The 26,864-nt window shown below is 69.0% G+C and carries 21 protein-coding genes; 13 read left to right on the forward strand and 8 right to left on the reverse strand.

Going from position 1 to position 26,864, the window contains the following annotated elements; translation table 11 throughout:
- Positions 1-89: 89 nt before the first annotated feature.
- Entirely contained in the window at positions 90-971 is an 882-nt protein-coding gene (locus DDE23_RS02750) for a LysR family transcriptional regulator (protein ID WP_107749844.1), read from the forward strand.
- Positions 972-988: 17 nt separating this feature from the next.
- On the opposite strand, the gene DDE23_RS02755 is transcribed toward DDE23_RS02750, so the two are convergent.
- Complete coding sequence (locus DDE23_RS02755; RefSeq protein WP_107749845.1) at positions 989-4,048, reverse strand: efflux RND transporter permease subunit; 3,060 nt, start codon at positions 4,046-4,048, stop codon at positions 989-991.
- A complete protein-coding gene (locus DDE23_RS02760) occupies positions 4,045-5,235 on the reverse strand; it encodes an efflux RND transporter periplasmic adaptor subunit (protein ID WP_107749846.1) in 1,191 nt (396 codons plus the stop codon). Before DDE23_RS02760 ends, DDE23_RS02755 begins: the two co-directional genes overlap by 4 nt.
- A 151-nt stretch (positions 5,236-5,386) precedes the next feature.
- Here DDE23_RS02760 and DDE23_RS02765 point away from each other — a divergent pair, with 151 nt between their 5' ends.
- Positions 5,387-5,845: a GbsR/MarR family transcriptional regulator gene (locus DDE23_RS02765; RefSeq protein ID WP_107749847.1), complete on the forward strand. Its 459-nt coding sequence runs from the start codon at positions 5,387-5,389 to the stop codon at positions 5,843-5,845.
- A 302-nt stretch (positions 5,846-6,147) separates the two neighbouring features.
- On the opposite strand, the gene DDE23_RS02770 is transcribed toward DDE23_RS02765, so the two are convergent.
- The 3 genes from DDE23_RS02770 to gltX all read right to left on the reverse strand — a co-directional run bounded on the left by DDE23_RS02770 (position 6,148) and on the right by gltX (position 11,059).
- Positions 6,148-8,121: a methylmalonyl-CoA mutase family protein gene (locus tag DDE23_RS02770; RefSeq protein ID WP_107749848.1), complete on the reverse strand. Its 1,974-nt coding sequence runs from the start codon at positions 8,119-8,121 to the stop codon at positions 6,148-6,150.
- A 176-nt stretch (positions 8,122-8,297) separates the two neighbouring features.
- The gene (gltA, locus tag DDE23_RS02775; protein WP_107749849.1) at positions 8,298-9,593 is read right to left on the reverse strand and encodes a citrate synthase; all 1,296 of its coding nucleotides are present in this window, start codon (positions 9,591-9,593) and stop codon (positions 8,298-8,300) included.
- Positions 9,594-9,652: 59 nt separating this feature from the next.
- Positions 9,653-11,059: a glutamate--tRNA ligase gene (gltX, locus tag DDE23_RS02780; protein WP_107749850.1), complete on the reverse strand. Its 1,407-nt coding sequence runs from the start codon at positions 11,057-11,059 to the stop codon at positions 9,653-9,655.
- 76 nt (positions 11,060-11,135) lie between these two features.
- Here gltX and DDE23_RS02785 point away from each other — a divergent pair, with 76 nt between their 5' ends.
- Together DDE23_RS02785 and DDE23_RS02790 are read left to right on the forward strand one after the other, a co-directional pair.
- Positions 11,136-13,265 carry a ComEC/Rec2 family competence protein gene (locus DDE23_RS02785; RefSeq protein ID WP_238149879.1) on the forward strand — a complete coding sequence of 710 codons (2,130 nt, stop codon included), beginning with the start codon at positions 11,136-11,138 and terminating at the stop codon, positions 13,263-13,265.
- A gap of 180 nt (positions 13,266-13,445) precedes the next feature.
- Complete coding sequence (locus tag DDE23_RS02790) at positions 13,446-14,402, forward strand: Hint domain-containing protein (protein WP_157957958.1); 957 nt, start codon at positions 13,446-13,448, stop codon at positions 14,400-14,402.
- A gap of 14 nt (positions 14,403-14,416) precedes the next feature.
- Here the strand turns inward: DDE23_RS02790 and DDE23_RS02795 are convergent, their stop codons facing one another.
- Together DDE23_RS02795 and DDE23_RS02800 are read right to left on the reverse strand one after the other, a co-directional pair.
- The gene (locus DDE23_RS02795; protein ID WP_107749852.1) at positions 14,417-14,746 is read right to left on the reverse strand and encodes a YidB family protein; all 330 of its coding nucleotides are present in this window, start codon (positions 14,744-14,746) and stop codon (positions 14,417-14,419) included.
- Between the two features lie 124 nt (positions 14,747-14,870).
- Entirely contained in the window at positions 14,871-15,164 is a 294-nt protein-coding gene (locus tag DDE23_RS02800; RefSeq protein ID WP_107749853.1) for a hypothetical protein, read from the reverse strand.
- Positions 15,165-15,580: 416 nt separating this feature from the next.
- Between DDE23_RS02800 and rpsD the strand changes: the two genes are divergently transcribed.
- The 8 genes from rpsD (at position 15,581) to recQ (ending at position 25,456) form a co-directional block, all read left to right on the forward strand.
- Positions 15,581-16,201 (forward strand): 30S ribosomal protein S4, encoded by a 621-nt coding sequence (gene rpsD / locus DDE23_RS02805; RefSeq protein ID WP_107749854.1) that lies wholly within the window; start codon positions 15,581-15,583, stop codon positions 16,199-16,201.
- A 188-nt stretch (positions 16,202-16,389) separates the two neighbouring features.
- Positions 16,390-17,475, forward strand: a complete 1,086-nt coding sequence (gene hisC / locus DDE23_RS02810; protein ID WP_107749855.1) for a histidinol-phosphate transaminase — start codon at positions 16,390-16,392, stop codon at positions 17,473-17,475.
- A complete protein-coding gene (locus DDE23_RS02815) occupies positions 17,475-18,392 on the forward strand; it encodes a prephenate/arogenate dehydrogenase family protein (RefSeq protein ID WP_107749856.1) in 918 nt (305 codons plus the stop codon). The genes hisC and DDE23_RS02815 overlap by 1 nt, the downstream gene beginning before the upstream one ends.
- 5 nt (positions 18,393-18,397) lie before the next feature.
- Positions 18,398-19,408, forward strand: coding sequence for an extensin-like domain-containing protein (locus DDE23_RS02820; protein ID WP_107749857.1), 1,011 nt, complete (start codon positions 18,398-18,400; stop codon positions 19,406-19,408).
- Between the two features lie 97 nt (positions 19,409-19,505).
- Positions 19,506-20,681: an acetyl-CoA C-acyltransferase family protein gene (locus tag DDE23_RS02825; RefSeq protein WP_107750224.1), complete on the forward strand. Its 1,176-nt coding sequence runs from the start codon at positions 19,506-19,508 to the stop codon at positions 20,679-20,681.
- A 129-nt stretch (positions 20,682-20,810) separates the two neighbouring features.
- Positions 20,811-23,030 (forward strand): response regulator, encoded by a 2,220-nt coding sequence (locus tag DDE23_RS02830; RefSeq protein ID WP_107749858.1) that lies wholly within the window; start codon positions 20,811-20,813, stop codon positions 23,028-23,030.
- A 70-nt stretch (positions 23,031-23,100) separates the two neighbouring features.
- Entirely contained in the window at positions 23,101-23,388 is a 288-nt protein-coding gene (locus tag DDE23_RS02835) for a YggT family protein (RefSeq protein WP_107749859.1), read from the forward strand.
- A 4-nt stretch (positions 23,389-23,392) separates the two neighbouring features.
- A complete protein-coding gene (gene recQ, locus DDE23_RS02840; protein WP_238149880.1) occupies positions 23,393-25,456 on the forward strand; it encodes a DNA helicase RecQ in 2,064 nt (687 codons plus the stop codon).
- Here recQ and trhA read toward each other — a convergent pair.
- The gene (trhA, locus tag DDE23_RS02845; RefSeq protein ID WP_107749861.1) at positions 25,453-26,127 is read right to left on the reverse strand and encodes a PAQR family membrane homeostasis protein TrhA; all 675 of its coding nucleotides are present in this window, start codon (positions 26,125-26,127) and stop codon (positions 25,453-25,455) included. The two genes, recQ and trhA, sit on opposite strands and share 4 nt — an antisense overlap.
- 193 nt (positions 26,128-26,320) lie before the next feature.
- Between trhA and DDE23_RS02850 the strand changes: the two genes are divergently transcribed.
- Positions 26,321-26,848, forward strand: coding sequence for an acyl-CoA thioesterase (locus DDE23_RS02850; RefSeq protein ID WP_107749862.1), 528 nt, complete (start codon positions 26,321-26,323; stop codon positions 26,846-26,848).
- Positions 26,849-26,864 lie beyond the last annotated feature (16 nt).

Consider the following 26,864-nt stretch of genomic DNA (forward strand, 5'->3'; position numbering starts at 1 on the left):
CTCCTCCCCTTGCTGGGGGGAGTAAGCGGGATTTGTGGAATAAAGAAAAATGAATAGTTTTTAGTCAAAGAATAGGGTTTGATCTGTTCATGCGCTATTCCCTCCGGCAATTGCAGATCTTTCAGGCGGTGGCCGAGAGCCTGTCCTACACGCGGGCGGCCGAGGCCCTGAACCTTACCCAGCCCGCCGTTTTCGCCCAGGTGCGCGAATTGCAGGGGCAACTCGGCCAGCCGCTGATCGAGCGGCTGGGCAAGCGGCTCTATCTGACCGAGGCGGGGCAGGAGGTCCTTGCCTCGGCCCGCGCCATTCTGGCCGAGGCCGAGGCGATGGAGATGCGTCTGGCGGAACTCGGCGGGCTGGCGCGGGGGCGGCTGCGGCTTGCCGTGGTCTCGACCGCGAAATACGACCTGCCGGCGGTGATCGGTGCCTTCGGCGCGGCGCATCCGGGGATCGAGGTGGCGCTGACCGTCGGCAACCGGCAGGAGCTGCTGGCGCGTTTCGCGCAGAATGCCGACGACCTCTATATCCTCGGCCAGCCGCCCGAGGGGATCGACGCCGGGGCCGAGGTCTATGCCGAGAACCCGCTGGTGGTGATCGCGCCGCCGGGGCATCCGCTGGCCGGGCGGCAGTCCCGCATCGCCGATCTGGCGGGCTATCCGTTCCTGACGCGAGAGGAGGGGTCGGGCACCCGCCGCGCGGTCGAGGCGGCCTTTGCCGCGGCCGGGGTGGCGCCGAAGGGGCGGATGGAGCTGGGTGCCAACGAGGCGGTGAAGCAGGGGGTGATCGCCGGGCTGGGGCTCAGCGTTCTCAGCCGCGGCACCGTGGCGCTGGAACTGCGCCACGGCTATCTGGTGGAACTGGCGGTCGAGGGCTTCCCGCTGATGCGCCACTGGTACGTGGCCTGGCCCCGCGCAAGGCGGAAATCGCTGGCGGCCGAGGCGTTCCTCGACCGCCTGCGGGCCGGTCAATGACGGCTTCGGTGGTGGCTTCAGTGACGGCGGTGCGCCGCCAGCGTGTCGCTGCCGAAGACCTTTGACAGAAGCCAGCGCAGCCGGTCCTTCAGCCCCTCCATCACGCTGAACAGCGAGGGGACGAAGACCAGCGACAGCGCCGTTGACAACAGGAGCCCGCCGATCACCGCGATGGCCATCGGAGCCCGGAACTCGCCCCCCGTCGAATGGGCCAGCGCCGAGGGGATCATGCCCGCGGTCATGGCGATGGTGGTCATGATGATCGGGCGGGCGCGCTTGTGGCCCGCGTCGATCATGGCGGCGGCGCGGTCCTTGCCGTCCTTGATCCCTTCGAGCGCGAATTCGACCAGCATGATCGCGTTCTTGGTCACGATCCCCATCAGCATGAGGAAGCCGATCACCACCGAAAGCCCGATCCCCGCGCCATAGAGATAGAGCGCGAAGATGGCGCCGCCGATGGCCAGCGGCAGGGACAGCATGATCGTCAGGGGCGTGACGAAGCTGTTGAACAAGAGGACCAGCACCACATAGACCAGCATCAGCCCCGCGCCCATCGCCAGCCCGAACGAGGCGAAGATCTCGCCCATCACCTCGACATCGCCCGAGGGCTGGATCTGGGTGCCGGGGGGCATGTTCAGGGCGGCGGGAAGCGCCTCGATGGCGGCGGTTGCCGGGCCGAGATAGGCGCCGGGCGCCAGATCCGCCTGGATCGAGACACGGTAGCGGCGGTCATACCGCTCGATCACCGAGACGCCCGAGGCGAGGTTCACATCGGCCACCGCAAAGAGCGGCACCATCGTGCCCTGCGACGAGGGCACGCGGAACCCGGCCAGCCGAGAGATGTCGCTGCGGGCCTCCTCGTTCAGGCGCACGCGGATCGGGATGCGTTCGTCATCGACGCTGAATTGCGCCAGATTGGCGTCGATGTCGCCGATCGTGGCCACCCGGATCGCCGAGGCCAGCGTCGCCGCCGTCACGCCCAGCTGCGCGGCGCGCTCGGGATCGGGGACGATCTGGATTTCGGGACGCAGAAGCGCCGCCTCGGACGAGGGATGGCGGATCAGCGGCACCTCGCCCATCTGGTGCAAGAGCGCGGTCGCCGCCTCGGTCACCCCGGCCTCGGTATCGGCCAGCACGTTGATGGTGATGTCGCGCTGACCCTCGGCGCCCAGCACGAAGACGCGCAAGTCGGGCAGATCGGCCAGCCGCTCCTCGATCTCGGCATTGATCGCGGTCCACGGGCGCTCGCGGGTTTCCTTGTCCCCGTAATTCACCTGGATGCTGAGCGTGGTCGCGGACGAGCCGTTGACGAAGACGCGCTGCACCTCGGGCACCTGCTGGATGCGTTCGGAAACCTGCTGCGCCACGACCCGCGCCTCGCGCAGCGTGGTGCCGGGCGGCAGTTCGACCGAGACGACCGACCGGCCAGCATCCGAGGGCGGGATGAATTCCTGCGGCAAGAGAGTGGCGGAATAGATCGAGACGCCGAAGATCAGCACCCCCGCCAGCAGCGTCACCAGCCGGTGGTGCAGGGTCCAGGTCAGCATGCGCAGATAGCCCCGCATGAGGAACCCGTCCTTGACCTCATGGTCGCCCGCACCGGGCTTCGAGCGCATGAAATGCGCGGCAAAGAGCGGCGTGATGAGCCGCGCGACGGTCAGCGAGAACAGGACTGCCACCGCGACCGTCAGGCCGAATTGCTTGAAGAACTCGCCCGCGACCCCGCCCATGAAGCTGACCGGCGCGAAGACCGCGACGATGGTCAGCGAGATCGCAATCACCGTGGTGCCGATTTCGGTCGCCGCCTCCATCGCCGCCTCGTAGGCGGGTTTGCCCATGTGGATATGTCGGTCGATGTTCTCGATCTCGACGATGGCGTCATCCACCAGGATGCCGACCACCAGCGTGATCCCCAGAAGGCTGATCGTGTTGAGCGAGAAGCCCAGCAGATCCATGACGATGAAGGTGGGGATCGCCGAGAGGGGCAGGGCGATGAAGGCCACCACCGTCGCCCGCCAGTTCCTGAGGAACAGGAAGACCACGAGGATCGCCAGCGCCGCGCCCTCGTAAAGCGTGTTCATCGCCGAGTCGAAGGTCGCCTCGGTGGTGATGGTCGCGTCGTCGATCAGCGAGAAGACGGTGTCGGGATATTGTTCCTGCAACTCGGCAAGCCGGGCCCGGGCGGAATCAGCCGCCACCAGATCCGAGGCGCCGGTGGCGCGGAACACGCCGAAGGCCACGACCGGGCGGCCGTTGAACAGCGCGAAGGTCTCGGCTTCGCCCGCACCGTCGGTGACGGTGCCCAGCTGGTTCAGGGGCACGGTCTGGCCGCTGGGCAGGCGGATCGGCGTGGCGGCAAGCTGGGCCAGCGTCGGCGCCGACCCCAGCGCCCGGATCACGTATTCCGAGCCGAAAAGGTCGCCCTGGCCGCCGCCCTGGTCAAGGTTGGTCTGGGCCAGTTGCTGGCTGATGCTGGAGGCCGAGAGCGTCAGGGCGAGCAGCCGGTCGGGGTCCAGATCCACCCGGATCTCGCGCTCGGCGCCGCCCAGGCGGCTGACCGATCCCACCCCTTCGGCGCCCTGCAGCGAACGCGCCACCACGTCGTCGACGAAGCTCGACAGGTCCTCGATGCTGCGGGTCCGGTCGGCCACCGCATAGGTCAGGATCGGCCGCCCGGTGAAATCCAGCCGCTGGACTACGGGGTCGGTCGCGGTATCGGGCATCGACGAGCGCGCCGCCGTGACCGCGTCCTTGACATCATTCAGCGCCCGGTCGGTGTTGGTGCCGAATTCGAATTCGACGACCAGCTGCGCGCTGCCGTCGCGCGCGGTGGCCTGGATATGCCTGAGGCCCGCGATGTCGCTGACCTCGTCCTCGATGGGCTGGATCACCTGGCTGGCGATCTCGGAGGGGGCGGTGCCGGGCGCGCTCACGTCGATGGTGATGACCGGCAGGTCGACGTTGGGCATCTCGGTGACCGGAAGCCGGGCGAAGCTGACGAGCCCCGCGATGCAGAGCACGACGAACAGCGCGATCGGCGGGACCGGGTGCCGGATCGACCAGGTTGACAGGTTCATTGATCGGCCCCGGTGCTGGTCGTGGTTTCGGTCCCGCTCTGGCCTTCGGCCCGGATCGGCCGCACCACATCGCCTTCGCCGAAGAAGGCACCGGCGCGGGACACGACTTCGTCGCCCTCGGCCAGGCCCGAGGTCACCTCCTGCCAGCCGTCCCAGGCGATCCCGGTCTCGACGCCGCGCCGTTCCAGCGTGTCGCCCTCGCCCAGCCGCAGGACATAGGCCCCCCGCGCGTCACGCAGCACGGCCGAGACGGGCACGGCCAGCCCCTGCCGGTCCTCGGCGATGATCTGCCCGCCGACATAGAGCCCGGGCCTCAGCCCCTCGCGCCCCTCCAGTGCGATCCGCACCTCGCCCAGCCGGGTCGTGGCGCTGACCGTCGGCGCCACCAGCCGCACCTGGCCGGTGACCGGCGGCAGCCCGGCGATCTGCAGGGACGCCGGGTCGCCGGGGCTGAGCAGCACCAGTTCCGTCTCGATCACCTCGGCGACGGCCTCGACCGTGCCTTCCTCGATGATGCGGTAGATCGGCTCGCCCCCGGTCGAGGCGATGGCGCCGATCTGGCCGTTGCGGGCGCTGACCACCCCCGCCACCGGCGAGGTGATCCGGGCATTGGCGTAATCGAGCTGCGCCACGTCGAGCGAGGCCTGCGCCTGTTGCAACGCGGCGCGGGCGGCCTGGACCCCGTCCAGCGCCGATTGCGCGCTGGCCGCGGCGCCCAGCTGCGCGGTCTCGGCCTCGTCCAGCGCCGATTGCGTGGCGGTGCCGCTCGCGCGCAGGCTGCGCAGCCGCTCCTGCACCTGATTGGCCTGCCTCAGCTGCGCCGAGGTGGCGTTGACCTGACTCTCGGCTTGGGCAAGCCCGGCGCGGGCATTGGCCAGAACCGCCTCGGCCTGGGTGACCCTCAGCCTGAGCGTCCGGTCGTCGAGCCGCGCCACGGTCTCGCCCGCTGTCACGCTGTCGCCCACTTCGGCGGCCAGCTCAGTGATGGCGAAACCGCCCGAATGCGGGAAGACCAGCACCTCGTTGCGCGCCACCAGCGAGCCCGACACCGGCACCACCTGCATCAGCGGCTGGATCGAGGCCGCGGCGACGGTGACCGCCGGCGTGGCCTCGTCGGCAAGGGCGGGGGCGGTCGTGAGGGCAAGCGCCAGCCAGAGGCCCGCGGTGGAGAGTGGGGGTCTCGGCATTCCTGGCCTCCGCATGCGGCACCGTCCGGTGCCGGGAATGTTCAGTTTTGATTGAACGCAGATAGGAATATGGGGTAGGCCCGTCAAGAAGCGTTCAGTCTTGAATGACGTATTGTGCCCGCCAAGACTAGCATGGTTCACGGAAGAGATCATGACCCCGCCGATTTCCCGCACCCGCGCCGATTTCATCGCCTATATGGGCCAGGCACTCGAGGCGAAAGGCCTGTCGCCGATCGCCGGGCGGATGCTGGGTCTCCTGATCTTCGACGGGGCGCCGCGCTCGTTCAGCGACCTGGCGACGGAGCTCGGGGTCAGCCGCGGCTCGATCAGCGCCAATGCCCGCCACCTGCTGGCCCGCGGCGCCATCGTCAAGCAGAACCGCCCCGGCGACCGGCAGGATTACTTCTGCGTGGCCGAACAATCCCTGGACCAGATCCTGACCGAGCTGATCGCCCGGATGACGGAAACCTCGGAGGCGGTGCGCGGCTTTGCCGAAGCGCTGCCGTCTGACGAAGGCGCCCGGCGTCGGCTTTGCGGGCTGGCCGATTTCTACGCGGCGATGGCCGGGGGGGTGACCCAGGCCCTGCAGCGGCTGGGCATGAGGCGCTGAAGCGGCGGGAGGCACGCTCCCACCCGCCCACCCCGCGCGCCTCCCGCCGCGGAGAGGTCAGCGCGCGTGGAAGCCCCGGGGGGCCATCCCCCCGGACCCCCCGGGATATTTCAGGAACAAAGATGAATATTAAGGGGGCGTTAAGCCGCCTTCTTTGCGCTTCAAATATCCTCGGGGGGTGAATTGGCCGCAGGCCAAGAGGGGGGCAGACGGCCCCCCTCCTTCGGCGCCGCGGAACGCGGCGCCGCCGGTCGCCCGAGGCGCTCGTGCCGGAGGCGCGGGCAACGAGGGCGAAACCCCTCCTATTCCGCGGCGACCGGCCGGGCTTCGACCAGGCCTACGATATCCATCATGATCCGGTTCAGCTCGAAATCCTTGGGGGTATAGACGGCGGCCACGCCCATGGCGCGCAGGGCGATCGCGTCTTCCTCGGGGATGATCCCGCCGACGACCACCGGCACGTCCGACAGCCCCGCGGCCTGCATCCGTTCCATCACCTCGGCCACCAGCGGCACATGGCTGCCCGACAGGATCGACAGGCCGACCACATGCGCCGCTTCCGCCTCGGCGGCCGAGACGATTTCGGCGGGGGTCAGGCGGATGCCCTCGTAATGGATGTCCATGCCGCAATCGCGGGCCCGCGCCGCGATCTGTTCGGCGCCGTTGGAATGCCCGTCGAGGCCGGGCTTGCCGACCACGAATTTCAGCTTGCGGCCCAGCTGGCTGCTGACCGCATCGACCGCGGCGCGGATCTCCTCCAGCCCCTCGGTGCGGTTCGAGGGGTTGCGGCTGACGCCGGTCGGCGCGCGGTATTCGCCGAAAGCCTTGCGCACGACAAGGCCCCATTCGCCGGTCGTGGCCCCGGCCTTCGCCGCCTTGATCGAGGCCGGCATGACATTGGCGCCCGACAGCGCCGCCTCGCGCAGCTCGGCCAGCGCGGCCTTGACCGCGGCCTCATTGCGGGCGCCGCGCCAGGCGGTCAGGCGGGCGATCTGGTCGGCCTCGGCATCGGCATCCGCGACCATGATCGAGCCGTCGCCGGTGGTGAGCGGCGAGGGTTCGGTCGTGGTGAAGCGGTTGACGCCCACCACCACCGTCTCGCCCTGTTCGATGCGGCCGATGCGTTCGGCATTGGCCTCGACCAGACGGCCCTTCATGTAATCGATGGCCTGCACCGCGCCGCCCATGTCGTCAATGAGCGCCAGTTCGGCCCGGGCGCCCTGTTTCAGCGCCTCGACCTTGGCTGCGACCACCGGGTTGCCGTCGAAAAGGTCGCCGTATTCCAGGAGATCCGTCTCATAGGCCAGGATCTGCTGCATGCGGAGCGACCATTGCTGGTCCCATTTGCGGGGCAGGCCCAGCGCCTCGTTCCAGGCGGGCAATTGCACGGCGCGGGCGCGGGCGTTCTTCGACAGGGTGACGGCCAGCGCCTCGATCAGGATGCGGTAGACGTTGTTTTCCGGCTGCTGCTCGGTCAGGCCCAGGCTGTTGACCTGCACGCCATAGCGGAAGCGGCGGTAGCGCGCGTCCTCGACGCCGTAGCGTTCCAGACAGATCTCGTCCCAGAGTTCCGAGAAGGCGCGCATCTTGCACAGTTCGGTGACGAAGCGGATGCCGGCGTTCACGAAGAAGGAAATGCGCCCGACCATCTCGGGGAAATGCTGCGCCGGCACCTTGCCCTTCAGGTCATCCAGCACCGCGATGGCCGTGGCCAGCGCGAAGGCCAGCTCCTGCTCGGGCGTCGCGCCCGCTTCCTGCAGATGGTAGGAACAGACGTTCATCGGGTTCCACTTCGGCAGATGCTCGCGGGTATAGGCCGCGACATCGGTAATCATCCGCAGCGAGGGTTTCGGCGGGCAGATATAGGTCCCGCGCGAGAGGTATTCCTTGATGAGGTCGTTCTGCACCGTGCCCTGAAGCTGGGTGACATCGGCGCCCTGTTCCTCGGCCACGGCGATATAGAGCGCCAGCAGCCAGGGCGCCGTCGCGTTGATCGTCATCGAGGTGTTCATCTGCTCCAGCGGGATCTGGTCGAAGAGCGCCCGCATGTCGCCGATATGGCAGATGGGCACGCCGACCTTGCCCACCTCGCCCCGCGACAGTTCGTGGTCGCTGTCATAGCCGGTCTGGGTCGGCAGGTCGAAGGCGACCGAGAGGCCCGTCTGACCCTTGGACAGGTTGGTCCGGTACAGCTCGTTCGAGGCCTTGGCGGTGGAATGGCCGGCATAGGTGCGGAAGAGCCAGGGCTTGTCTTTCTTGACGGTGTCTTGGGTCATCGGAGCCTCCGCTATGGATGCAGTCGCAGCGCAACTTTCTTACCCGAAGGGAATAGGCACACGAAAGATAATGTCAAGGCGGGAATCGCTGCGACGCGGCGGCGGGGCTGGCGCAAGGTCCTGCAACGCGAAACGCCGCCCCGGAGGGCGGCGTTGCAGGGCTTGGGTCGGGTGGCTCAGCGCTCTTCGACTTCGGAATAGTCGCGGCGCGGCGCGCCGGTATAGAGCTGGCGCGGGCGGCCGATCTTCAGTTCCGGATCGCCGATCATCTCTTTCCACTGGGCGATCCAGCCGACCGCACGCGACAGCGCGAAGATCGGCGTGAACATCGAGGTGGGGAAGCCCATCGCCTCGAGGATGATGCCCGAATAGAAGTCGACGTTCGGATAGAGCTTCTTCTCGACGAAATAGGGGTCTTCGAGCGCGATGCGCTCCAGCTCTTTCGCGACTTTCAGCGTCTCGTTGTCGTGGATGCCCAAGAGGCCCAGAACCTCGTCCGCCGATTCCTTCATGACCTTCGCCCGCGGGTCGAAGTTCTTGTAGACGCGGTGGCCGAAGCCCATCAGGCGGAACGGGTCGTTCTTGTCCTTGGCGCGGGCGATGAACTCGGGGATCCGGTCCACGGTGCCGATCTCGCGCAGCATTTCCAGGCAGGCCTGGTTGGCGCCGCCATGGGCCGGGCCCCAGAGACAGGCGATGCCGGCGGCGATGCAGGCGAAGGGATTGGCGCCCGAGGACCCCGCCAGACGCACGGTCGAGGTCGAGGCGTTCTGCTCGTGATCGGCGTGCAGCATCATGATCCGGTCCATGGCCTTGGCCAGGATCGGGTCGACGACATAATCCTCGGCCGGGACGGCGAAGCACATGTGCAGGAAGTTGCCGGCGTAATCGAGCGAGTTCTTCGGATAGACGAAGGGTTGGCCGATCGAATATTTGTAGGCCATGGCGGCGATGGTCGGGATCTTGGCGACCATGCGGATCGCCGCGACCTCACGCTGCCAGGGATCGTTGACGTCGGTCGAATCGTGATAGAAGGCCGACATCGCGCCGACCACGCCGACCATGGTGGCCATCGGATGCGCGTCGCGGCGGAAGCCGCGGAAGAAATAGTGCATCTGCTCATGCACCATGGTGTGACGGGTCACACGGGTCTCGAAATCGACCATCTGCTGGGCGGTCGGCAGCTCTCCGTAGAGGAGCAGGTAGCAGACTTCGAGATGGTGCGACTTCTCGGCGAGCTGTTCGATCGGATAGCCCCGATAGAGCAGCTCACCCTTGTCGCCGTCGATATAGGTGATGGTCGAGGAGCAGGACGCGGTCGAGGTAAAGCCCGGGTCGTAGGTGAAAACGTCGCCCTGCGCGTAGAGTTTGCGGATATCCAGCACGTCCGGGCCGACGGTGGGCGAATGGATCGGCAGGTCGATTGCCTTGTTGCCAATCGTGAGTGTTGCACTTCCCTTGGTGTCTGCCATCGCGTCCCTCGCTCCTTATTAACCAGCGTTGGGCGGCCCAGCCCCGGGCCGCGGGGTAGTCAGCCCCCTGCAGCGGCGTCCGAGAGCCGCGCAAGGGTTTCATCACGTCCCAGAACAAGCATCATGTCGAACACGCTGGGTGACACGGCCCGACCGGCCAGAGCCGCCCGCAACGAGGGGGCGATCTTGCCGAGTCCGAGGCCGTGCGTCGCTGCGACGTCGCTCACGATGGCTTCGAGTCTTTCGCGCTCCCAGCTAGCATTTTGCAGATGCGGCGTCAATTCACCCAGTATACGACGGGATACCGCGTCCAGGGATTTTTCCGCTTTCTCGTCGGGGGAGATCGGCCGCTCCGTCAGGACAAAGTGAGCCCGTTCAAGGATTTGGCTGAAATTGCGGGCTTTCTCTTTCAGGGGGCCCATGGCCCGGGCCACGCCTTCGCGCTGCCGCGAGGTCAGTGGCGCGGCCTCGGTGGCCGCCAGATAGGCCTCCAGTTCCTGCAGTGCAGCGCCCTCGTCCATCGCCGTGAAATGCTGCGCCGTCAGGTGGTCCAGCTTTTTCAGGTCCAGACGCGCCGGCGCCTTGCCGATGCCGCCCAGATCGAACCATTCGACCGCCTGCGCGTCCGAGAAGAACTCGTCGTCACCATGGCTCCAGCCCAGCCGGGCCAGGTAATTGCGGATCGCGGCGGCGGGATAGCCCATCTTCTGGTAATCCTCGACCCCCAGGGCGCCGTGGCGTTTCGACAGTTTCTTGCCATCCTCGCCATGGATCAGCGGGATATGCGCGAACCGGGGCACATCCCAGCCCATCGCCTGATAGACCTGCGTCTGGCGCGCGGCGTTGTTCAGGTGGTCGTCCCCCCGGATCACATGCGTGACGCCCATGTCGTGGTCATCGACCACCACGGCGAGCATGTAGGTCGGCGTACCATCCGAGCGTAAACAAACCATGTCATCGAGCTGGTCGTTGCGGAACACGACCCGGCCCTGCACCGCATCCTCGATCACCGTCTCGCCGTCGCGGGGCGCTTTCAGGCGGATCACATGGGGCAGGTCGGGGTGGGTCGCGGGATCGGCGTCGCGCCAGGGCGATTGATAGAGGGTCGAGCGCCCCTCGGCCCGCGCCGCCTCGCGGAAGGCCTCGATCTCGTCCTGGGTGGCGAAGCATTTGTAGGCATGGCCGCGGGCCAGCATTTCCAGCGCGACCTCGGCGTGGCGGGGGGCCTGTTCGAACTGGCTCACCGCCTCGCCGTCCCAGTCGAGGCCCAGCCAGGTCAGGCCGCTGAGAATGGCCGCCGTGGCCTCGGGCGTCGAGCGCGCGCGGTCGGTATCCTCGATGCGCAGCAGGAATTTCCCGCCCCGGCCCCGGGCATAAAGCCAGTTGAACAGCGCCGTCCGGGCCCCGCCGATATGCAGGAAACCCGTGGGCGAGGGGGCGAAACGGGTGACCACAGCGGCGTTCATCTGTTGTTAACCTTTCGGAAACCAAGGGGGAGATAGGCTGGACGAAACCTCTAGGCAATGACGGGGGCGAGAACAAGTGTGGAGCCCCGCCCGAGCCGCCGAGGATCTGCCGCTGCCCGATGCGCGCGGGCTCGGGGCCGGGGCGGTTCGGCGGGTCTCGGCCGCCGTCTCCGCCGCCCGGGGGGCGCTGTTCCCGCTGGCGCCGGTGGCGCTGGGCATCGGCGTCGGCCTTTATTTCGCGCTGAAGGACGAACCGGGCCTGCCGCTCCTGGCCGCCGTCGCGCTGGCGGGCGCCCTCTGCCTGATCGGTGCGCGCCGGGCGCCGGATGGGCTGCGGCCGCTGGCTCTGGCCGGGGCGCTGGTGGCGGCGGGGCTGCTGCTGGCGGCGTGGCGGGCGCAATCGGTGGCGGCGCCGGTGCTGGGCTGGCACCGCTATGGCCCGGTCGAGGGACGGATTGTCGAGGTCGACCGCTCGGTCTCGGACGCGGTGCGGCTGACGCTGGACCGGGTGGTGCTGCCGGGGATCGACCCGGCGCGGGTCCCGCAGTCGGTGCGCGTCTCGGTCCATGGGGCGCTGGATCTGGACCCGGTGGCGGGCACGCGGGTGATGCTGACCGGCCGCCTCGGTCCACCCGGCGGGCCGGTCGAGCCGGGCGGGTTCGATTTCCGGCGGCTCGCGTGGTTCGAGGGGCTGGGCGCGGTCGGCTACACGCAAAGCCCGGTGCTGGCGCTGGAGGATCCCGAGCCGGGCCTCGCGCTGTCGCTGACCCGGCTGCGCCAGCGCCTGGCACAAGGGATCCGCGACCGGCTTCCGGGCGAGACGGGGGGCTTCGTCGCGGCGATCCTGACCGGCGACCGTTCGGGCGTGGGGGTCGAGACGACCGAGGATCTCAGACGCTCGAACCTCGCGCATCTCTTGGCGATTTCCGGGCTGCACATGGGGCTGCTGACCGGGGTGGTCTATGGCGGGCTCAGGGCCTTTCTGGCGCTCTTTCCGGTACTGGCCCTGCGCCTGCCGATCCGCAAGATCGCGGCGCTGGTCGCGCTGGTCGCGGCGGCGGCCTATCTGGCGCTCTCGGGCGGGAATGTGGCGACGCAGCGCGCCTTCGTCATGGTGGCGGTGATGCTGGGCGCGGTGCTGGCCGAACGCCGCGCGCTGTCGATGCGCTCGGTGGCGCTGGCGGCGCTGATCCTGCTCGCCTGGCGGCCCGAGGCGCTGCTGTCGGTCGGCTTCCACATGTCCTTTGCCGCGACCGTGGCGCTGGTCGCGGTGTTCCGGGCGCTGCGCGAAAGGCGGCAGGGCGCCCCGCATCCCCGAGGCTGGCGGCGGGCGCTGGCGCCCTTGGCGGGGGCGGCGCTGTGCTCGCTGGTGGCGGGGCTGGCGACGGCGCCCTATGCCGCGGCGCAATTCCATCGGATCGCCGAATACGGGCTTCTGGCCAATATCGTCAGCGTCCCGCTGATGGGGGCGCTGGTGATGCCCGCGGCGGTGCTGGCGGCGGTGCTCTGGCCCTTGGGGCTGGAGGGCGTTGGCCTTTGGCTGATGGCGCAGGGGACGCGCTGGATCCTGTTCGTCGCCGAATGGGTCGGCGGGCTGGAGGGCGCGGTCCGGCAGGTGCCCGCGCCGCCCGGCTGGCTGCTGCCGGTCTTCACGCTGGGGGCGCTGTGGCTGGTGCTCTGGCCCGGGCGCGCGCGGCTGGCCGGGGCGGCGCTGGCCATTGCGGCGCTCGGGTTCTGGGGGCAGGGCACAAGGCCCGCGCTGCTGGTCGAGGGGGGCGGTGCGCTGGTTGGGCTGATGACGCCCGAGGGCCGGGCGCTGAGCAAACCGCGCGGCGCGGGCTTCGTCGCCCGCAACTGGCTGGAGGCGGATGGCGATGCGGTCACCCAGGACCTCGCCGCAGCGCGGCCCGGCTTCACCCCGGTGCCGGGCGGCGTGCGCTTTGCCTTTGACGGGGGGGAATGGCTGCATCTGACCGGACGGCGCGGGGCGGCGGCGCTGGCGGCGGCCTGCCGCGACGGGGTGGTCATCGTCACGGATCAGCGGCTGGAGGGCCCGCCTGCCGGGACCTGCACGCTCTGGGACCCGCGGACCTTGCGGGCCACGGGCGCGCTGGCCTTCGATGCCGAGGGCGGGATGCGGACGGCGGCCGAGGCCTCGGGTCACCGGCTCTGGAGCCCGGCCCCGCGCCCGGGTCGCGCGGATTGAGTCCTGACGGCAACACACGGCGGGGAATGCGCGGGAATGGGGGCACATAAGGCTCGCCCGGTGACTCGGCGTTTGTTACGCTTGCGGAAACAAACAGGCAAAACAATGAGCAGTGTATCCGGGTTCAGCGGCGTGTATGCCGTGGAATGGGCGCAGACTGCGCCTGGAGAGGAGTGGGGTTTGCCGCCGGACCTGCTGGCGGTGGGCATGTCCTGGCGCTGGCGCGGCGTGGCGCAACGGCTTGATGCCGGGGTGGCGGCGCTGTGGCTGGATCGCCCGGCCGACCGGGAAGACCCGCGCAGACGGGCCCGGCGCCGGATGCAGCGCCTGTCGCTGGCCGCCATGCCCGAGGGCGCGGGCGAGGATCTGCAGGACGACGCCCCCGGCGGCGGCTCGCTGGTGCTGACCGATGGCGCGCGGCTCTATCCCGCCCGGATTGTCGAGCGGCACGGGAGGCGGCTGGCGGTGTTCCATCCGCTGCTGCCCGCCCCCGACACCGAACTCTGGATCGCCGCGCTGAGCCTTGCACCCGCGCTGACCCGCCGGGGCGGGGTGATCTGTTTCCTGCCGGGCACGCTGATCGCCACGCCCCAGGGACCGCGCGCGGTTGAGGCGCTGGAACCCGGCGAGACGGTCCTGACCCGTGACAATGGCCCGCAGCCGGTCGTCTGGCGGGGCGAGACGCGGCTTTCGGGCGCGGAACTCTACCTGCATCCCCATCTCCGGCCCCTGCGCATCGCCGCCGGTGCCTTGCCCGGCGGCCGGCCGGACAGCGACCTGCTGGTCTCGCCCGCGCACCGCCTGCTGATGCCGGCGCCCGAGGGGCTGGGTGCGGGCGAGGTGCTGGTCGCGGCGGCGCATCTGGAGGACGGGCGCGGCATCCGGCGCGATTTCGCGCTGCCCGCGGTGCGCTACATCCATCTGATGCTGGAGCGCCACGAGATCCTGACCGCCAATGGTCAGCCCTGCGAGAGTTTCCATCCCGGCATGGCCGATCCGGCGGTGCTCAAATGGCACGCGCGCAGTCTGGAAAAGGCGGCGCCGGGGCTGGTGGGCGATCCCGCGCGTTTCGGCGAGACGGCGCGGCGCTGCCTGACGCGGGGCGAAGCGGCAATCCTGCGCTTCGCCACCGCCTGATTACGCGATCCGGCTCAGGAGGGCATCCGCCCGCCCGGGGTCATGCCATCGACCGCGCCGGGCAGGTGCTGCGCCAGCTGTGCCAGCAGCGCCTGCGGGTCGAGGCCGGTGGTCGCGGCGAGGTTGTTCAGCGCCTCGGGGCCGAGCGCCTGCTGCACCTGTTCGGGGGTGACCGTCTGGTTCTGGCCGTTGCCGACCCAGCTTTGCGCGATGCCGCCCAGCCCGTTGCGCTCGAAATTCTGGAGCAGGCCCTGAACGCCGCCGTTGTTCTGCAGGACCTGTTCGATGACGCGCGCCGCGCCCGCGCCCACGATCCCGCCGAGGATACCGTCGAGGAGTCCCATGGTGCCGTTTCCTTCTCGCTGTTACTGACGCCCCGGCCGCAGCCGGGCAAGTCCACCGGACCACGCAGACCCCGGCTTGGCAAGCGAGGAACGGCAGGGCGGGGGGATTTGGGCGGCGGCTGGCTCAGCGGCGGCGGAACCGGCGCCAGAGCGCCCGGCCGCGCACCAGCAGCGCCGCGACCCGCGGGCGCAGGCCCGGCAGGTCGACGGCCAGCAGGATCAGCCCCATCGGGATCATCCAGAAGCCCAGCACCGGCAGGAAGCCCAGGAACCCGCCAAGGATCAGCAGAATCGCCACCGGCAGCCGGATCCAGAACCGCCCCGGCGCGGCGAGGCCCCTCAGCGGCCCTCCGACGCCCGGCAGGCTGCGGCCCATGCGGTCGAGCTGGCGCTCGAATCGGCGGTGGTGGCGGTTCATCGGGGCCCTCTGGCTGGTTGGCGGTGGCGATGTGGGGTAGGGCAGGGGCCGCGGCAAGGGGCCCGCGCCTCAACTTCCGGTCAGCGCCCGGGACGATCTCTCTGAACCGCCCGATTTCTCTGAACCGCCCGATCTCTCTGAACCGATTGACAGTGCCGGGCGGGGCTGTATAAGCGCGCCGTCCGGGTGGTCCGCCCCTCAAGGCGTTGGCCCGGATTTTCATTGGTGTTGGGGGACCCCGCAAGGGGAAGCCTGTCGCCGGGGAAACCCGGAAAGGACAACGCCCTTTTACGTGACTTGGCCCTGAGGGCCGGAGCCTACGGTCGAGCAGAGCGGCGCAGAGCTGTTCGAGGCCCGAAAAGTGGGAACCGGTTTTCGGATCAGCCGAGAAAGCCAAAACGAAAAGGAGATCAGCCGTGACCAAACGCACGACTGCCAAGTACAAGATCGACCGCCGCATGGGCGAGAACATCTGGGGCCGCGCCAAGTCGCCGGTCAACAAGCGCGAATACGGCCCCGGCCAGCACGGCCAGCGCCGCAAGAACAAGCTCTCGGACTTCGGCACGCAGCTGCGCGCCAAGCAGAAGCTGAAGGGCTATTACGGCGACCTGACCGAAAAGCAGTTCAAGAAGATCTACGGCGAAGCCGCCCGCGTGAAGGGTGACACCGGCGAGATGCTGATCGGCCTGCTGGAGCGTCGTCTGGACGCCGTCGTCTACCGCGCCAAGTTCGTTCCGACCATCTTCGCGGCCCGCCAGTTCGTGAACCACGGCCATGTCACCGTGAACGGCAAGCGCGTGAACATCGCGTCGTACCGCGTCAAGGAAGGCGACGTGATCGCTGTCCGTGACCGCTCGAAGCAGCTCGCCATCGTGCTGGAAGCCGTCGCTTCCGCCGAGCGTGACGTGCCCGATTACCTCGAAGTCGACCATTCCAAACTGACCGCGACCTTCGTGCGCACGCCGGGTCTGGGCGATGTGCCCTACGCGGTTCAGATGGAACCGAACCTCGTCGTCGAATATTACGCGAAGAACTGATCCGGCCACGGCTGAGGTCTTGCCTTTGGGGAAGGGCCGCGCCGGGGAACCGGTGCGGCCCTTTCGCATGCGTGGCGCCCGAAGAGCGTATTTTCGGCAGAATGAAGCCAGCGGGGCGATACGAGGGACCCGGGCGGGTAGCCGCCAGGGTCATCACCGGATAAATGCGTTCTGGGGGACATGAGAACATGAACGACGCCATCCGCCCGCAACCCGGGATCATGGATATCGCCCTCTATGTCAGCGGCGAGAGCAAGGTCGCGGGCAAGACCGAGGTGCTGAAGCTTTCCTCGAACGAGAACCCCTATGGCCCCTCGCCCCGGGCGCAGGCCGCCTTCGCGGAGGCCGCGGCGTCCTTGCATCGCTACCCCTCGACCGACCATGCCGAGCTGCGCGCGGCGATCGGCGCGGTGCATGGGCTGGACCCCGAGCGGATCATCTGCGGCGTGGGCTCGGACGAGGTGCTGCAATTCATCACCCAGGCCTATGCCGGGCCCGGCGATGAATGCATCACCACCGAGCATGGCTTTTCCATGTACCCGATCCTCGCCCATGCGGCGGGGGCGACCCCGGTCACGGTGGCCGAGCGCGAGCGGCGGGTCGATGTGGACGCGATCCTGGCGGCGGTGACGCCCCGCACGCGCGTGGTCTTCATCGCCAATCCCGCCAACCCGACCGGGACCATGGTGGCCGAGGCCGATCTGCGCCGTCTGGCCGAGGGGCTGGGTGCGGGGGTGATCCTGGTGCTGGACGGGGCTTACGCCGAATTCGCGGGCGATTTCGACGGCGGCGTCTCGCTGGTCGAGGAGTTTCCGCAGGTGGTGATGACGCGCACCTTCTCGAAGATCCACGGCCTCGGCGGTCTCAGGATCGGCTGGGGCTATGCGCGGCGCGAGATCATCGACGTCCTGAACCGCATCCGCCAGCCCTTCAACCTGAGCCTGGCGCAGATGGCGGCGGCCGAGGCGGCGGTGCGGGATGTGGACTACACCCGGTTCTGCGCCACCGAGAACGCCAGGTGGCGGGATTTCCTGCGGAATGGCCTGGTGCAGATGGGCGTCGCCTGCGACGAGAGTTTCGCCAATTTCGTCCTCGCCCGCTTCGCCAGTTCCGACGAGGCCGAGGCCGCCGACCGCGCCTTGCGCGAGGACGGGATTCTGGTGCGCAAGGTGGGGGGCTACGGCCTGCCGCAGTGCCTGCGCATCACCGTGGGCGATGAAGCCGCCTGCCGCCGCATCCTCGGCGTGATCGCCACCTTCAAGGGAATCCGCTGATGGCGCAGGTCTATGAGCGGGTCGCCCTGATCGGGCTGGGGCTGATCGCGGGCTCGATGGCCCATGCGATGAAGCGGCGGGGCCTCGCCGGCCATATCGCCGGTTTCGCCCGCACCGACGAGACGCGCAAGGCCGCGGCCGAGATCGGCTTTGTCGACAGCGTGCACGAGAGCGCGGCCGAGGCGGTGAAGGGCGCGGACCTCGTGGTCCTCGCCGTGCCGGTGGGTGCCATGGGCAAGGTGGCCGAGGAGATCGCCCCGCATCTGGCCCCGGGCGCGACGGTCACCGATGTGGGTTCGGTCAAGCAGGCGGTGATCGACGCGGTCGGGCCGCATATCCCCGAGGGCGTGCATTTCATCCCCAGCCACCCGCTGGCCGGGACCGAACATTCGGGGCCCTATTCGGGCTTTGCCACGCTCTTTGAGAACCGCTGGTGGCTGCTCACCCCGCCCGAGGGCGCGGACCCGGACGCCGTGGCGCGGCTCCGCGCGCTTTACGAGGGCGTCGGCGCCAATGTCGACACGATGGAGCCCGGGCATCATGATCTGGTGCTGGCGGTCGTGTCGCATACGCCGCACCTGATCGCCTATACGATGGTCGGCGTCGCCGACCATTTGCGCCGCGTCTCGCAATCGGAAGTCATCAAGTATTCCGCCTCGGGTTTTCGCGACTTCACCCGGATCGCGGCCTCGGATCCGACCATGTGGCGCGATGTTTTCCTGACCAACAAGGACGCGACGCTCGACATCCTCGGCCGCTTCACCGAAGAATTGTTCGTGCTGCAACGGGCGATCCGCATGGGCGACGGCGACCACCTCTTCGACTATTTCACCCGCACCCGGGCCATCCGGCGCGGGATCATCGAGGCCGGTCAGGACACCGACGCGCCGGATTTCGGCCGGGTGCGGAAGGGCTGAGGCGGGTGGCGTTCTGGCGCATCTCCCTGCTGGTTCTGGCGCTGATGGCGCCGGGGCCGGGCTGGGGAGAGGCGCCGCTGACCTCGCCCGCTCCGCGCGCCCGCCCGGCCACCCCGGGCATCGACGCGGCCGTCGCCGCCGCCCTGACCGCCCCGCCGCCGCGTCCGCCCGGTGCCGTCCCCCTGAGCGAGGCGGTCGCGGCCGAGGCACTGGCCGCCCAGCAGGCCGCCGATGCCGCCCGCCACGCCGCCGAAGCCGCGCAGGCAGCGCGCATCGAGGCCGAGCGGCAGGTGGCCGAGCGCGTCGCGCATGACGACGACGCGGGAGCGGCCGAGATCAGCCCGCTTGCCGTCGCCAGCAGCCTGTTTCCCCGGCGCCGGACCGCCTCGGTCGTGCAGCGCTTCGCCACGCTGGCGGGGATCCGGGCGCAGGCAAGGGCCGAACAGCAGGCCGCCGTCGCCGTGCCGAACCGCACCGGCGGCCCCTCGGGCAGCGGCCTTTGCGGCGTGCGGGGCCTTGCCGGGCGGGAATTGCCGCGCATCACCTCGTCCACGCAGGGCTGCGGCATCGCCCGGCCGGTCAGCGTCACCTCGGTCAACGGCATCCCGCTGTCCCTGGCCGCGACCCTCGATTGCGACGCGGCGACGGCCTTCGAACGCTGGGTCCGCACCGAGGCGCTGCCCGCCATCGGCCGCACCGGCGGCGGTGTCACCCAGATCCGCATCATGGGCCATTATTCCTGCCGTCCCCGCAACAACCAGCGCGGGGCGCGGATTTCCGAGCACGGGCGGGGCAGGGCGGTGGATGTCGGCGGCTTCCGGCTGGCCGACGGCACCGTCGTCACGGTCGAGCAGCATTACCGCCGCGGCCCCTACCGGCGCATGATGCGGCAGATGTATCAGGCGGCCTGCGGCATCTTCCGCACCACGCTCGGCCCCGATTCGGACCGCTTCCATCAGGATCACTTCCACTTCGACGTGGCCCAGCACCGGGGCGGCGGCACCTATTGCCGCTGAGCGCTTCTGACGCTGCGTGACTTTCGCGCAGGGCGCTTTGTGCAGGTGCAGCACGGGTCTATAGAAGGGGCGAGGAGCATCACGGAAAGGGATGGACATGGACGAGATCGTCATTCTCAGCGGCGCGCGCAGCGCCATCGGCACCTTCGGCGGCAGCCTTGCGGGTCTGCCCCCGGCCGAGGTGGCGACGCAAGTCTCGAAAGCGGCGCTGGAGCGCGCGGGCGTCGATCCCGCGATGATCGGCACCGTGGTCTTCGGCCACGTCATCAACACCATCCCGCGCGACGCCTATCTGTCGCGCGTCGCGGCCATCGGCGCGGGCATCCCCGACACGACCCCGGCGATGAACGTGAACCGGCTTTGCGGTTCGGGCGCGCAGGCCATCGTCTCGGCGGTGCAGGCGCTGGCGCTGGGCGACGCGGATTTCGCGCTGGCCGGTGGGGCCGAGAGCATGAGCCGTGCCCCCTATATCGTCCCGGCCGCGCGTTTCGGCCAGAAGATGGGCGACGCGCAGGTGCTCGACATGATGCTGGGCGCGCTGACCTGCCCCTTCGGCACCGGCCATATGGGCGTGACCGCCGAGAACGTCTCGGCCGAGCATGACATCAGCCGCGAGGCGCAGGATGCCTTCGCGCTGGAAAGCCAGAACCGCGCGGCGCGGGCCATCGCCGAGGGCCGTTTCGCCAGCCAGATCGTTCCGATCACGGTGAAGGGCCGCAAGGGCGACGTGGTCTTCGACACCGACGAGCACCCCAAGGCCACCTCGGCCGAGGCGCTGGCGGGCCTGCGCCCGGCCTTCAAGAAGGACGGCAGCGTGACGGCGGGCAATGCTTCGGGGATCAATGACGGGGCGGCGGCAGTGGTGCTGGCGCGGCGCGATGCGGCCGAGAAGGCGGGCCTGAAGCCCTTGGCGCGGATCGTCGGCTATGCCGTGGCGGGCGTCCGGCCCGAGGTCATGGGCATCGGCCCGATCCCGGCGGTGCAGCTGCTCTGCGCGCGCACCGGCCTCAAGGTCGAGGATTTCGATGTCATCGAATCGAACGAGGCTTTCGCGGCGCAGGCTCTGGCGGTGAACAAGGGCCTCGGCCTCGATCCGGCCAAGGTGAACCCCAACGGCGGCGCCATCGCGCTGGGCCATCCGGTCGGCGCCACCGGCGCCATCGTCACCGTCAAGACGATGTACGAGCTGGAGCGCATCGGCGGTCGCTATGGCCTCATCACCATGTGCATCGGCGGCGGGCAGGGCATCGCGCTGGCCATCGAACGGCTGTGACACGGCGGCCGTGACAAGACGCCCACCCGGCAAAAAACCCTACGCGGGTTAAGGACCTCTTCACCCATCCCGGGGATCCTCGGCGGACCGGCCCTTGTGCCGGTCCGTTGATTCAGGGTTACGGGGCAGATGACGCTCTTCGACAAGCTCACTCAGGAGCGGCGCGCGCGGCTGACCGCCGAGCAGCGCCTCGAACAGCGAACGCGGGAGCGGGATCAGGCGCTGGCCCAGGTCGATGCCATCCGGGCCGAGCTTCATTCCCTGCGCCAGCGCGGCCGCACCAGCGCGCTGGAGGAAGCGCAGCGCGCGGCCGAAGTGCAGACCCTGCAGCACCGCGCCCGGGCCGAGGCGGAGAATGCGCAGCGCCACGCCACCCAGGCGGAACGGCGGCTCTGGGATTCGATCAACACGATTCGCGACGGCTTTGCGGTCTTCAACAGCCAGCAGCAGCTGGTGATCGCCAATCAGGCTTATCTGGGCGTCTTTTCCGGCATCCCCGAGGTGCAGATCGGCATCAGCTACCGCCGGCTGGTCGAGATTCTGGTGCATGAAGAGCGCGTGCAGCTGGACGGCATCAGCAGGGAGGGCTGGATCGCCGCCATGCTGTCGCGCTGGGATGCCGAGGAGATCGAGCCGATGCTCCTGACCTTCACCCGGGGCGACACGGCGCGGATCTACGACCGGCGCGCGCGCGGCGGCGATATCGTCAGCCTGGTGCGCGACATCACCGAAAGCCAGCGCCACGCCGCCGAACTGGACGATGCCCGCCAGCGGGCGGAGGCCGCGAACCGGGCGAAATCGGCGTTCCTGGCCAATATGAGCCACGAGATCCGCACGCCGATGAACGGCGTCGTCGGCATGGCGGAACTGCTCTGCGACACCAGCCTCAGCGACGAACAGCGCCTCTATGCCGAGACGATCCGCTCCTCGGGCGAGGCCTTGCTCAACATCATCAACGACGTGCTCGATTTCTCGAAGATCGAGGCCGACAAGCTGACGCTGCATCCCGAACCCTTCGATCTGGAGCGCTGCATCCATGAGGTGCTGATCCTGCTGCAGGCGGGCGCCCGCAAGCGGCGCATCGACCTGCTGATGGATTACGACCTGTTCCTGCCCACCCGGTTCATGGCCGACCCTGGGCGCATGCGGCAGGTGATGACCAACCTGATCGGCAATGCGGTGAAGTTCACCCAGGACGGCCATGTGCTGATCCGCGTCGTCGGCATGGAGGAAGGCGAGGCCGCCTGCCGCGTCACGGTGACGGTCGAGGATACCGGGATCGGCATCGCCCCCGAACATGTCGAGCGGATCTTCGGCGAATTCGCCCAGGTCGACGAACAGGCCAACCGCAAGTTCGAGGGGACGGGCCTGGGCCTTGCCATCACCCGCCGCCTGATCGAGCTGATGGGCGGCCAGATCTGGGTCGAGAGCGAGCTGGGCAAGGGCTCGTGCTTCGGCTTCGCGCTGACCTTGCCGCTGGCCGAGGCCGGCGAGCCCTTCACCCATGCGCCGATCCGGCTGGACCATGTGATGGCCGTCGATGACAACGTCATCAACCGCACGATCCTGGACCGGCAGCTGGCCGCGCAGGGGCTGCGGGTGACGATGGCCGGCACGGCGCAGGCCGCGCTCGACCTCTTTGCCTCGGGCGCGGGGGAGGGGGTGGATCTGCTGATAACCGATCACGAGATGCCGGGTCTGGACGGGCTGGATCTGGTGCTGAAACTGCGCGCGGCGGGCCACGCGGTGCCGGTGATCCTGCTCAGCTCCAGCCCCGCGGTGCTGCGCGATCACCCGGCGATCGGCGAGTTGCGGGCGATCCTGCAAAAGCCGCTGCTGCGCCACGATCTGGTGCGCCAGCTGCACCTGCTCTCGGCGCCCGATGCCCCGCCCGTGCCCCGCCCGGTCGCCGTCCTGCCGCCGCCCCCCCACGCGCCGGGGCGGCGGATGCGGATCCTCGCGGCCGAGGATAACCGCACCAACCGGCTGGTCTTTTCCAAGATGATCGACGGGCTGGCGGTCGATCTGACCTTTGCCGAGGACGGTGTGCAGGCGGTCGAGGCGTTTCGCGACCGAAAGCCCGACCTCATCTTCATGGACATCTCCATGCCCGGCATGGACGGCCGCGCCGCCACGCGCGAGATCCGGCAGATGCCGGGCGGCGCGCAGGTGCCGATCGTGGCGCTGACCGCCCATGCGATGGAGGGGGACCGGGACGACATTCTGGCGGCGGGGCTGGATCACGTGATGACCAAGCCCCTGAAAAAGCCGCTCCTGATGGAAATGATCCAGCGTTACCACCCCGAAGGGGCCTGTCCGGTCGCCGCACCGCTGGAACGGCTGGCCTGAGCGGTGTTGAAGGCTTGCGGCGGGCCGGTGCAGGCCTTACCTGAGGGAGACCCCGACGAAAGAGGCTTCCATGACGTCCCTGATCCAGATCCTGCTGATGATTCTCGATGTCGTCTGGTGGATCGTCATCGTCCATGTGATCATGTCCTGGCTGATCAATTTCCAGGTGCTGAACCTGCGCCAGCCGCTGGTCGGGCAGATCTGGGACGGGCTGAACCGGCTGCTGGACCCGCTCTATTCGCGCATCCGCCGCCTCTTGCCCAATATGGGCGGGCTCGACCTGGCGCCGCTGATCGTGCTGCTGGCGATCTATGCGCTGCGGATCGTTCTGGTGAACAATTTCCTCTACGCCCGCTGATCCGGTGAGCGAGGCCGCCGCCCCGGATCGCAGCCGCGACCTGCTGGCGCGGGTCTTCGGCTTTGCCGCCTTCCGCCCCGGGCAGGAAGAGATCGTCGAGGCGGTGATCGCCGGGCAGGATGTGCTGGCGATCATGCCCACGGGCGGCGGCAAGTCGCTGTGTTTCCAGCTGCCGGCGCTGGCGCGGGACGGGCTGACGGTGGTCATCTCGCCGCTGATCGCGTTGATGCGGGATCAGGTGCGCGGCCTGCAGGAAGCGGGCGTGGCCGCGGGCGCGCTGACCTCGGGCAACACGCCCGAAGAGAACGAGGAAATCTTCGCGGCGATGGAGGGGGGGCGGCTCAAGCTCCTCTATATCGCGCCGGAGCGGCTGGCCTCCTCGGGCACCACGGCGATGCTCAGACGCTCGGATTGCCGGCTGATCGCGGTGGATGAGGCGCATTGCGTCAGCCAATGGGGCCATGATTTCCGCCCCGATTACCTGCGCATCGGCGAACTCCGGCAGGCGCTGGGCGTCCCGCTCGCCGCCTTCACCGCCACCGCCGACCGCGCCACGCAGGACGAGATCGTCCAGCGCCTCTTTGCCGGGGGCCAGCCCGAGACCTTCCTGCGCGGTTTCGACCGGCCGAACATCCGTCTGGCCTTTGCCGCCAAGGACAGCCCGCGCAAGCAGATCATGGCCTTCGCCGCCGCCCGCAAGGGTCAGTCCGGCATCGTCTATTGCGCCACCCGCGCCCGGACCGAGACGCTGGCCCGCGCGCTGGAAGAGGCCGGGCACAATGCCCGCGCCTATCACGGCGGGATGGAGGATTGGGAGCGCCGCAAGGTCGAGAGCCTGTTTCAGACCGAAGAGGGCCTGATCGTCTGCGCCACCGTCGCCTTCGGCATGGGGGTGGACAAGCCCGATGTGCGCTGGGTCGCCCATTCCGACCTGCCGAAATCCATCGAGGCCTATTATCAGGAGATCGGCCGCGCCGGGCGCGACGGGCTGCCCGCCGATACGCTGACCCTCTATGGTCCCGACGACATCCGCCTGCGCCGGGCCCAGATCGACGAATCGAACGCGCCGCCCGAACGGCGCGAGGCCGATCACGCCCGCCTCAACACGCTGCTGGGGCTGGCCGAGGCCACCGCCTGCCGCCGCCGGATGCTGCTGGCCTATTTCGGTGAAGTGTCAGAGCCGTGCGGCAATTGCGACCTCTGCGAGCGCCCGGCCAAGACCTTCGACGCGACCGAGGCGGTGCGCAAGGCCCTGTCGGCCATGCTGCGCACGGGCGAGAGTTTCGGCACCGGCCATCTGGTCGATATCCTGACCGGCACGCTGACCGACAAGGTCAAGCAATGGCGCCACGACGATCTGCCGACCTTCGGCGTCGGACGGGAGCTGAGCAAGCACGCCTGGCAGGCGGTTTTCCGGCAGATGATGGGCCGCGATCTGGTGCGCCCCGATGCCGAACGCCACGGCGCGCTCAGGATGACCGAAGCGGCGCGGCCGGTGCTGAAAGGTGAGCAGGCACTCACCTTCCGCGCCGATACCGTCGAGCGGATCGCCACCCGGACCGAACCCCGGGCGCTGGTCTCGGACGAGGACGCGCCGCTGCTCTCGGCCCTCAAGGCGATGCGCCGGGCGCTGGCCGACCGGGCCGGGGTGCCGCCCTATGTGATCTTCACCGACCGCTCGCTGATCGAGATGGCCGAACGGCGCCCGACCTCGCTGGACGATTTCGCGGCGATTTCCGGCGTGGGGGCGACCAAGCTCGAACGCTACGGCCAGACCTTCCTCGGCGTCATCACCGGGGCCGTGACGCCCGCCGCCCATCCCGCCCGCCGCAAGCTCGCGGGCAGCGAGGCGGGCGAGGTCATGGACCGCCTGGCCGAGGCGCAGGCAGCCCTCACGCGGGGCGAGGACGGCACCGGCAAATACCTCGTCTGTACCCATGCGACGCTGCGCGCCATCGCCGAGCGCCGCCCGCGCAGCCTGTCGGAACTGGAGCGGATCCAGGGCATGGGGACGGCCAAGGTCGAGCGCTTCGGCGAGGCGTTTCTGGGCGTGCTGGCCGATACCTAGGCCAGCGCCGCCTCCGGCCCCAGCAGCACGAAGACCAGCACCGCCGAGTAGAAGACGAAGCTCGCCGCCAGCACGAAGACGTGCCAGATCGTGTAATGGAAGGGCAGGCGGCGCCAGAGGTAGAAGACCACGCCCAGCGTATAGAGCCCGCCGCCCACCGCCATCAGCACCAGCACCGAGGTCGGCAGCGCCGCGAACAGCGGCCCGCCCGCCACCACGCCCGCCCAGCCCATGCCGAGATAGAGCGCCAGCGCGATCCATTTGAACCGCTCGGGCGAGACGATCTTCAGCGCGATCCCGGCCAGCGCCGCGCCCCAGACGCCCAGCGTCAGCGCCACGCCATGGCCCGACAGCAGGGTGAAGGGCGTGTAGGTGCCCGCGATCTTGAGGTAGATGGCGGAATGGTCCAGCCGCCTGAGCAGCCATTCCTTGGCCGTGCCATAGCCCGAGGTCTCGCCGATATTATACAGCGCCGAGAACAGGATCATGGCGATCAGCGCGCCGCCATAGACCGAGACGCCGGTGATCGAGGCCGCATCGCCCCGGTAGAGCGCGGTCAGCACGATCAGGACGGGCACCGCCATCAGGACCAGCATCAGCCCGGCGACATGCACCACGGCATCCGAGATCTGCTCGGCCTTGGAATAGGCGGTGCGGAAGGCGCCGGTCATCGTGGTCTCCGTGGGGTCACCCCATGCTAGGCGCGGGCGCGGGTCAGGGCAACGCCGACGCTTGGTCAACCTTGCACCCCGATTGTAACCGTTTCGTCAATCGGGCGGATTCCTGCCGGTTCTGACGCTGCGACGCGGGTTGACCCGGGCGCCCCGCTGGCCGAGGCAGGACCCCAGCCGCAGGAGGTCCCGCATGTATCCTCTTCTTCGCTTCCTCAAGGAATCGGTGACCCATCACCGCCGCCCGCTGGGCCTGTTCGAGACGCATGTCTCGCATCACCTCTGCTGGCCCTGGGACCTCGACCCCTGGATGGAGCTGAACAACGGCCGGACGCTGACGCTTTACGATCTGGGGCGGATCCCGCTCTGCACCCGGATCGGGCTGACGAAAGTGGTGTTCGGCAACCGCTGGGGCATGACGGTGGCCGGGTCCACCGTGCGCTATCGCCGACGGATCCGCGCCTTCCAGCGATTCGAGATGCACAGCCGGCTGCTGGGCTGGGACGGGCGGTTTCTCTATATCGAGCAGGCGATCTGGGGCGGGGGCGAGGCGCTGAACCACCTGCTGGTGCGGATGGCGGTGACCGGGCCGCGGGGGATCGTGCCACCCGTCGAGGTGGCGGCGCTCCTCGGTCAGGACCCGCCGCCACCGGAGCTGCCCGCCTGGGTCCGCGCCTGGATCGCGGCCGATGCCGAAAGGCCCTGGCCGCCGCAGGTCTGATCTGGCCGTTGCGGCT

It is taken from the genome of Pararhodobacter aggregans, from assembly GCF_003075525.1.
Lineage (GTDB): Bacteria > Pseudomonadota > Alphaproteobacteria > Rhodobacterales > Rhodobacteraceae > Pararhodobacter > Pararhodobacter aggregans.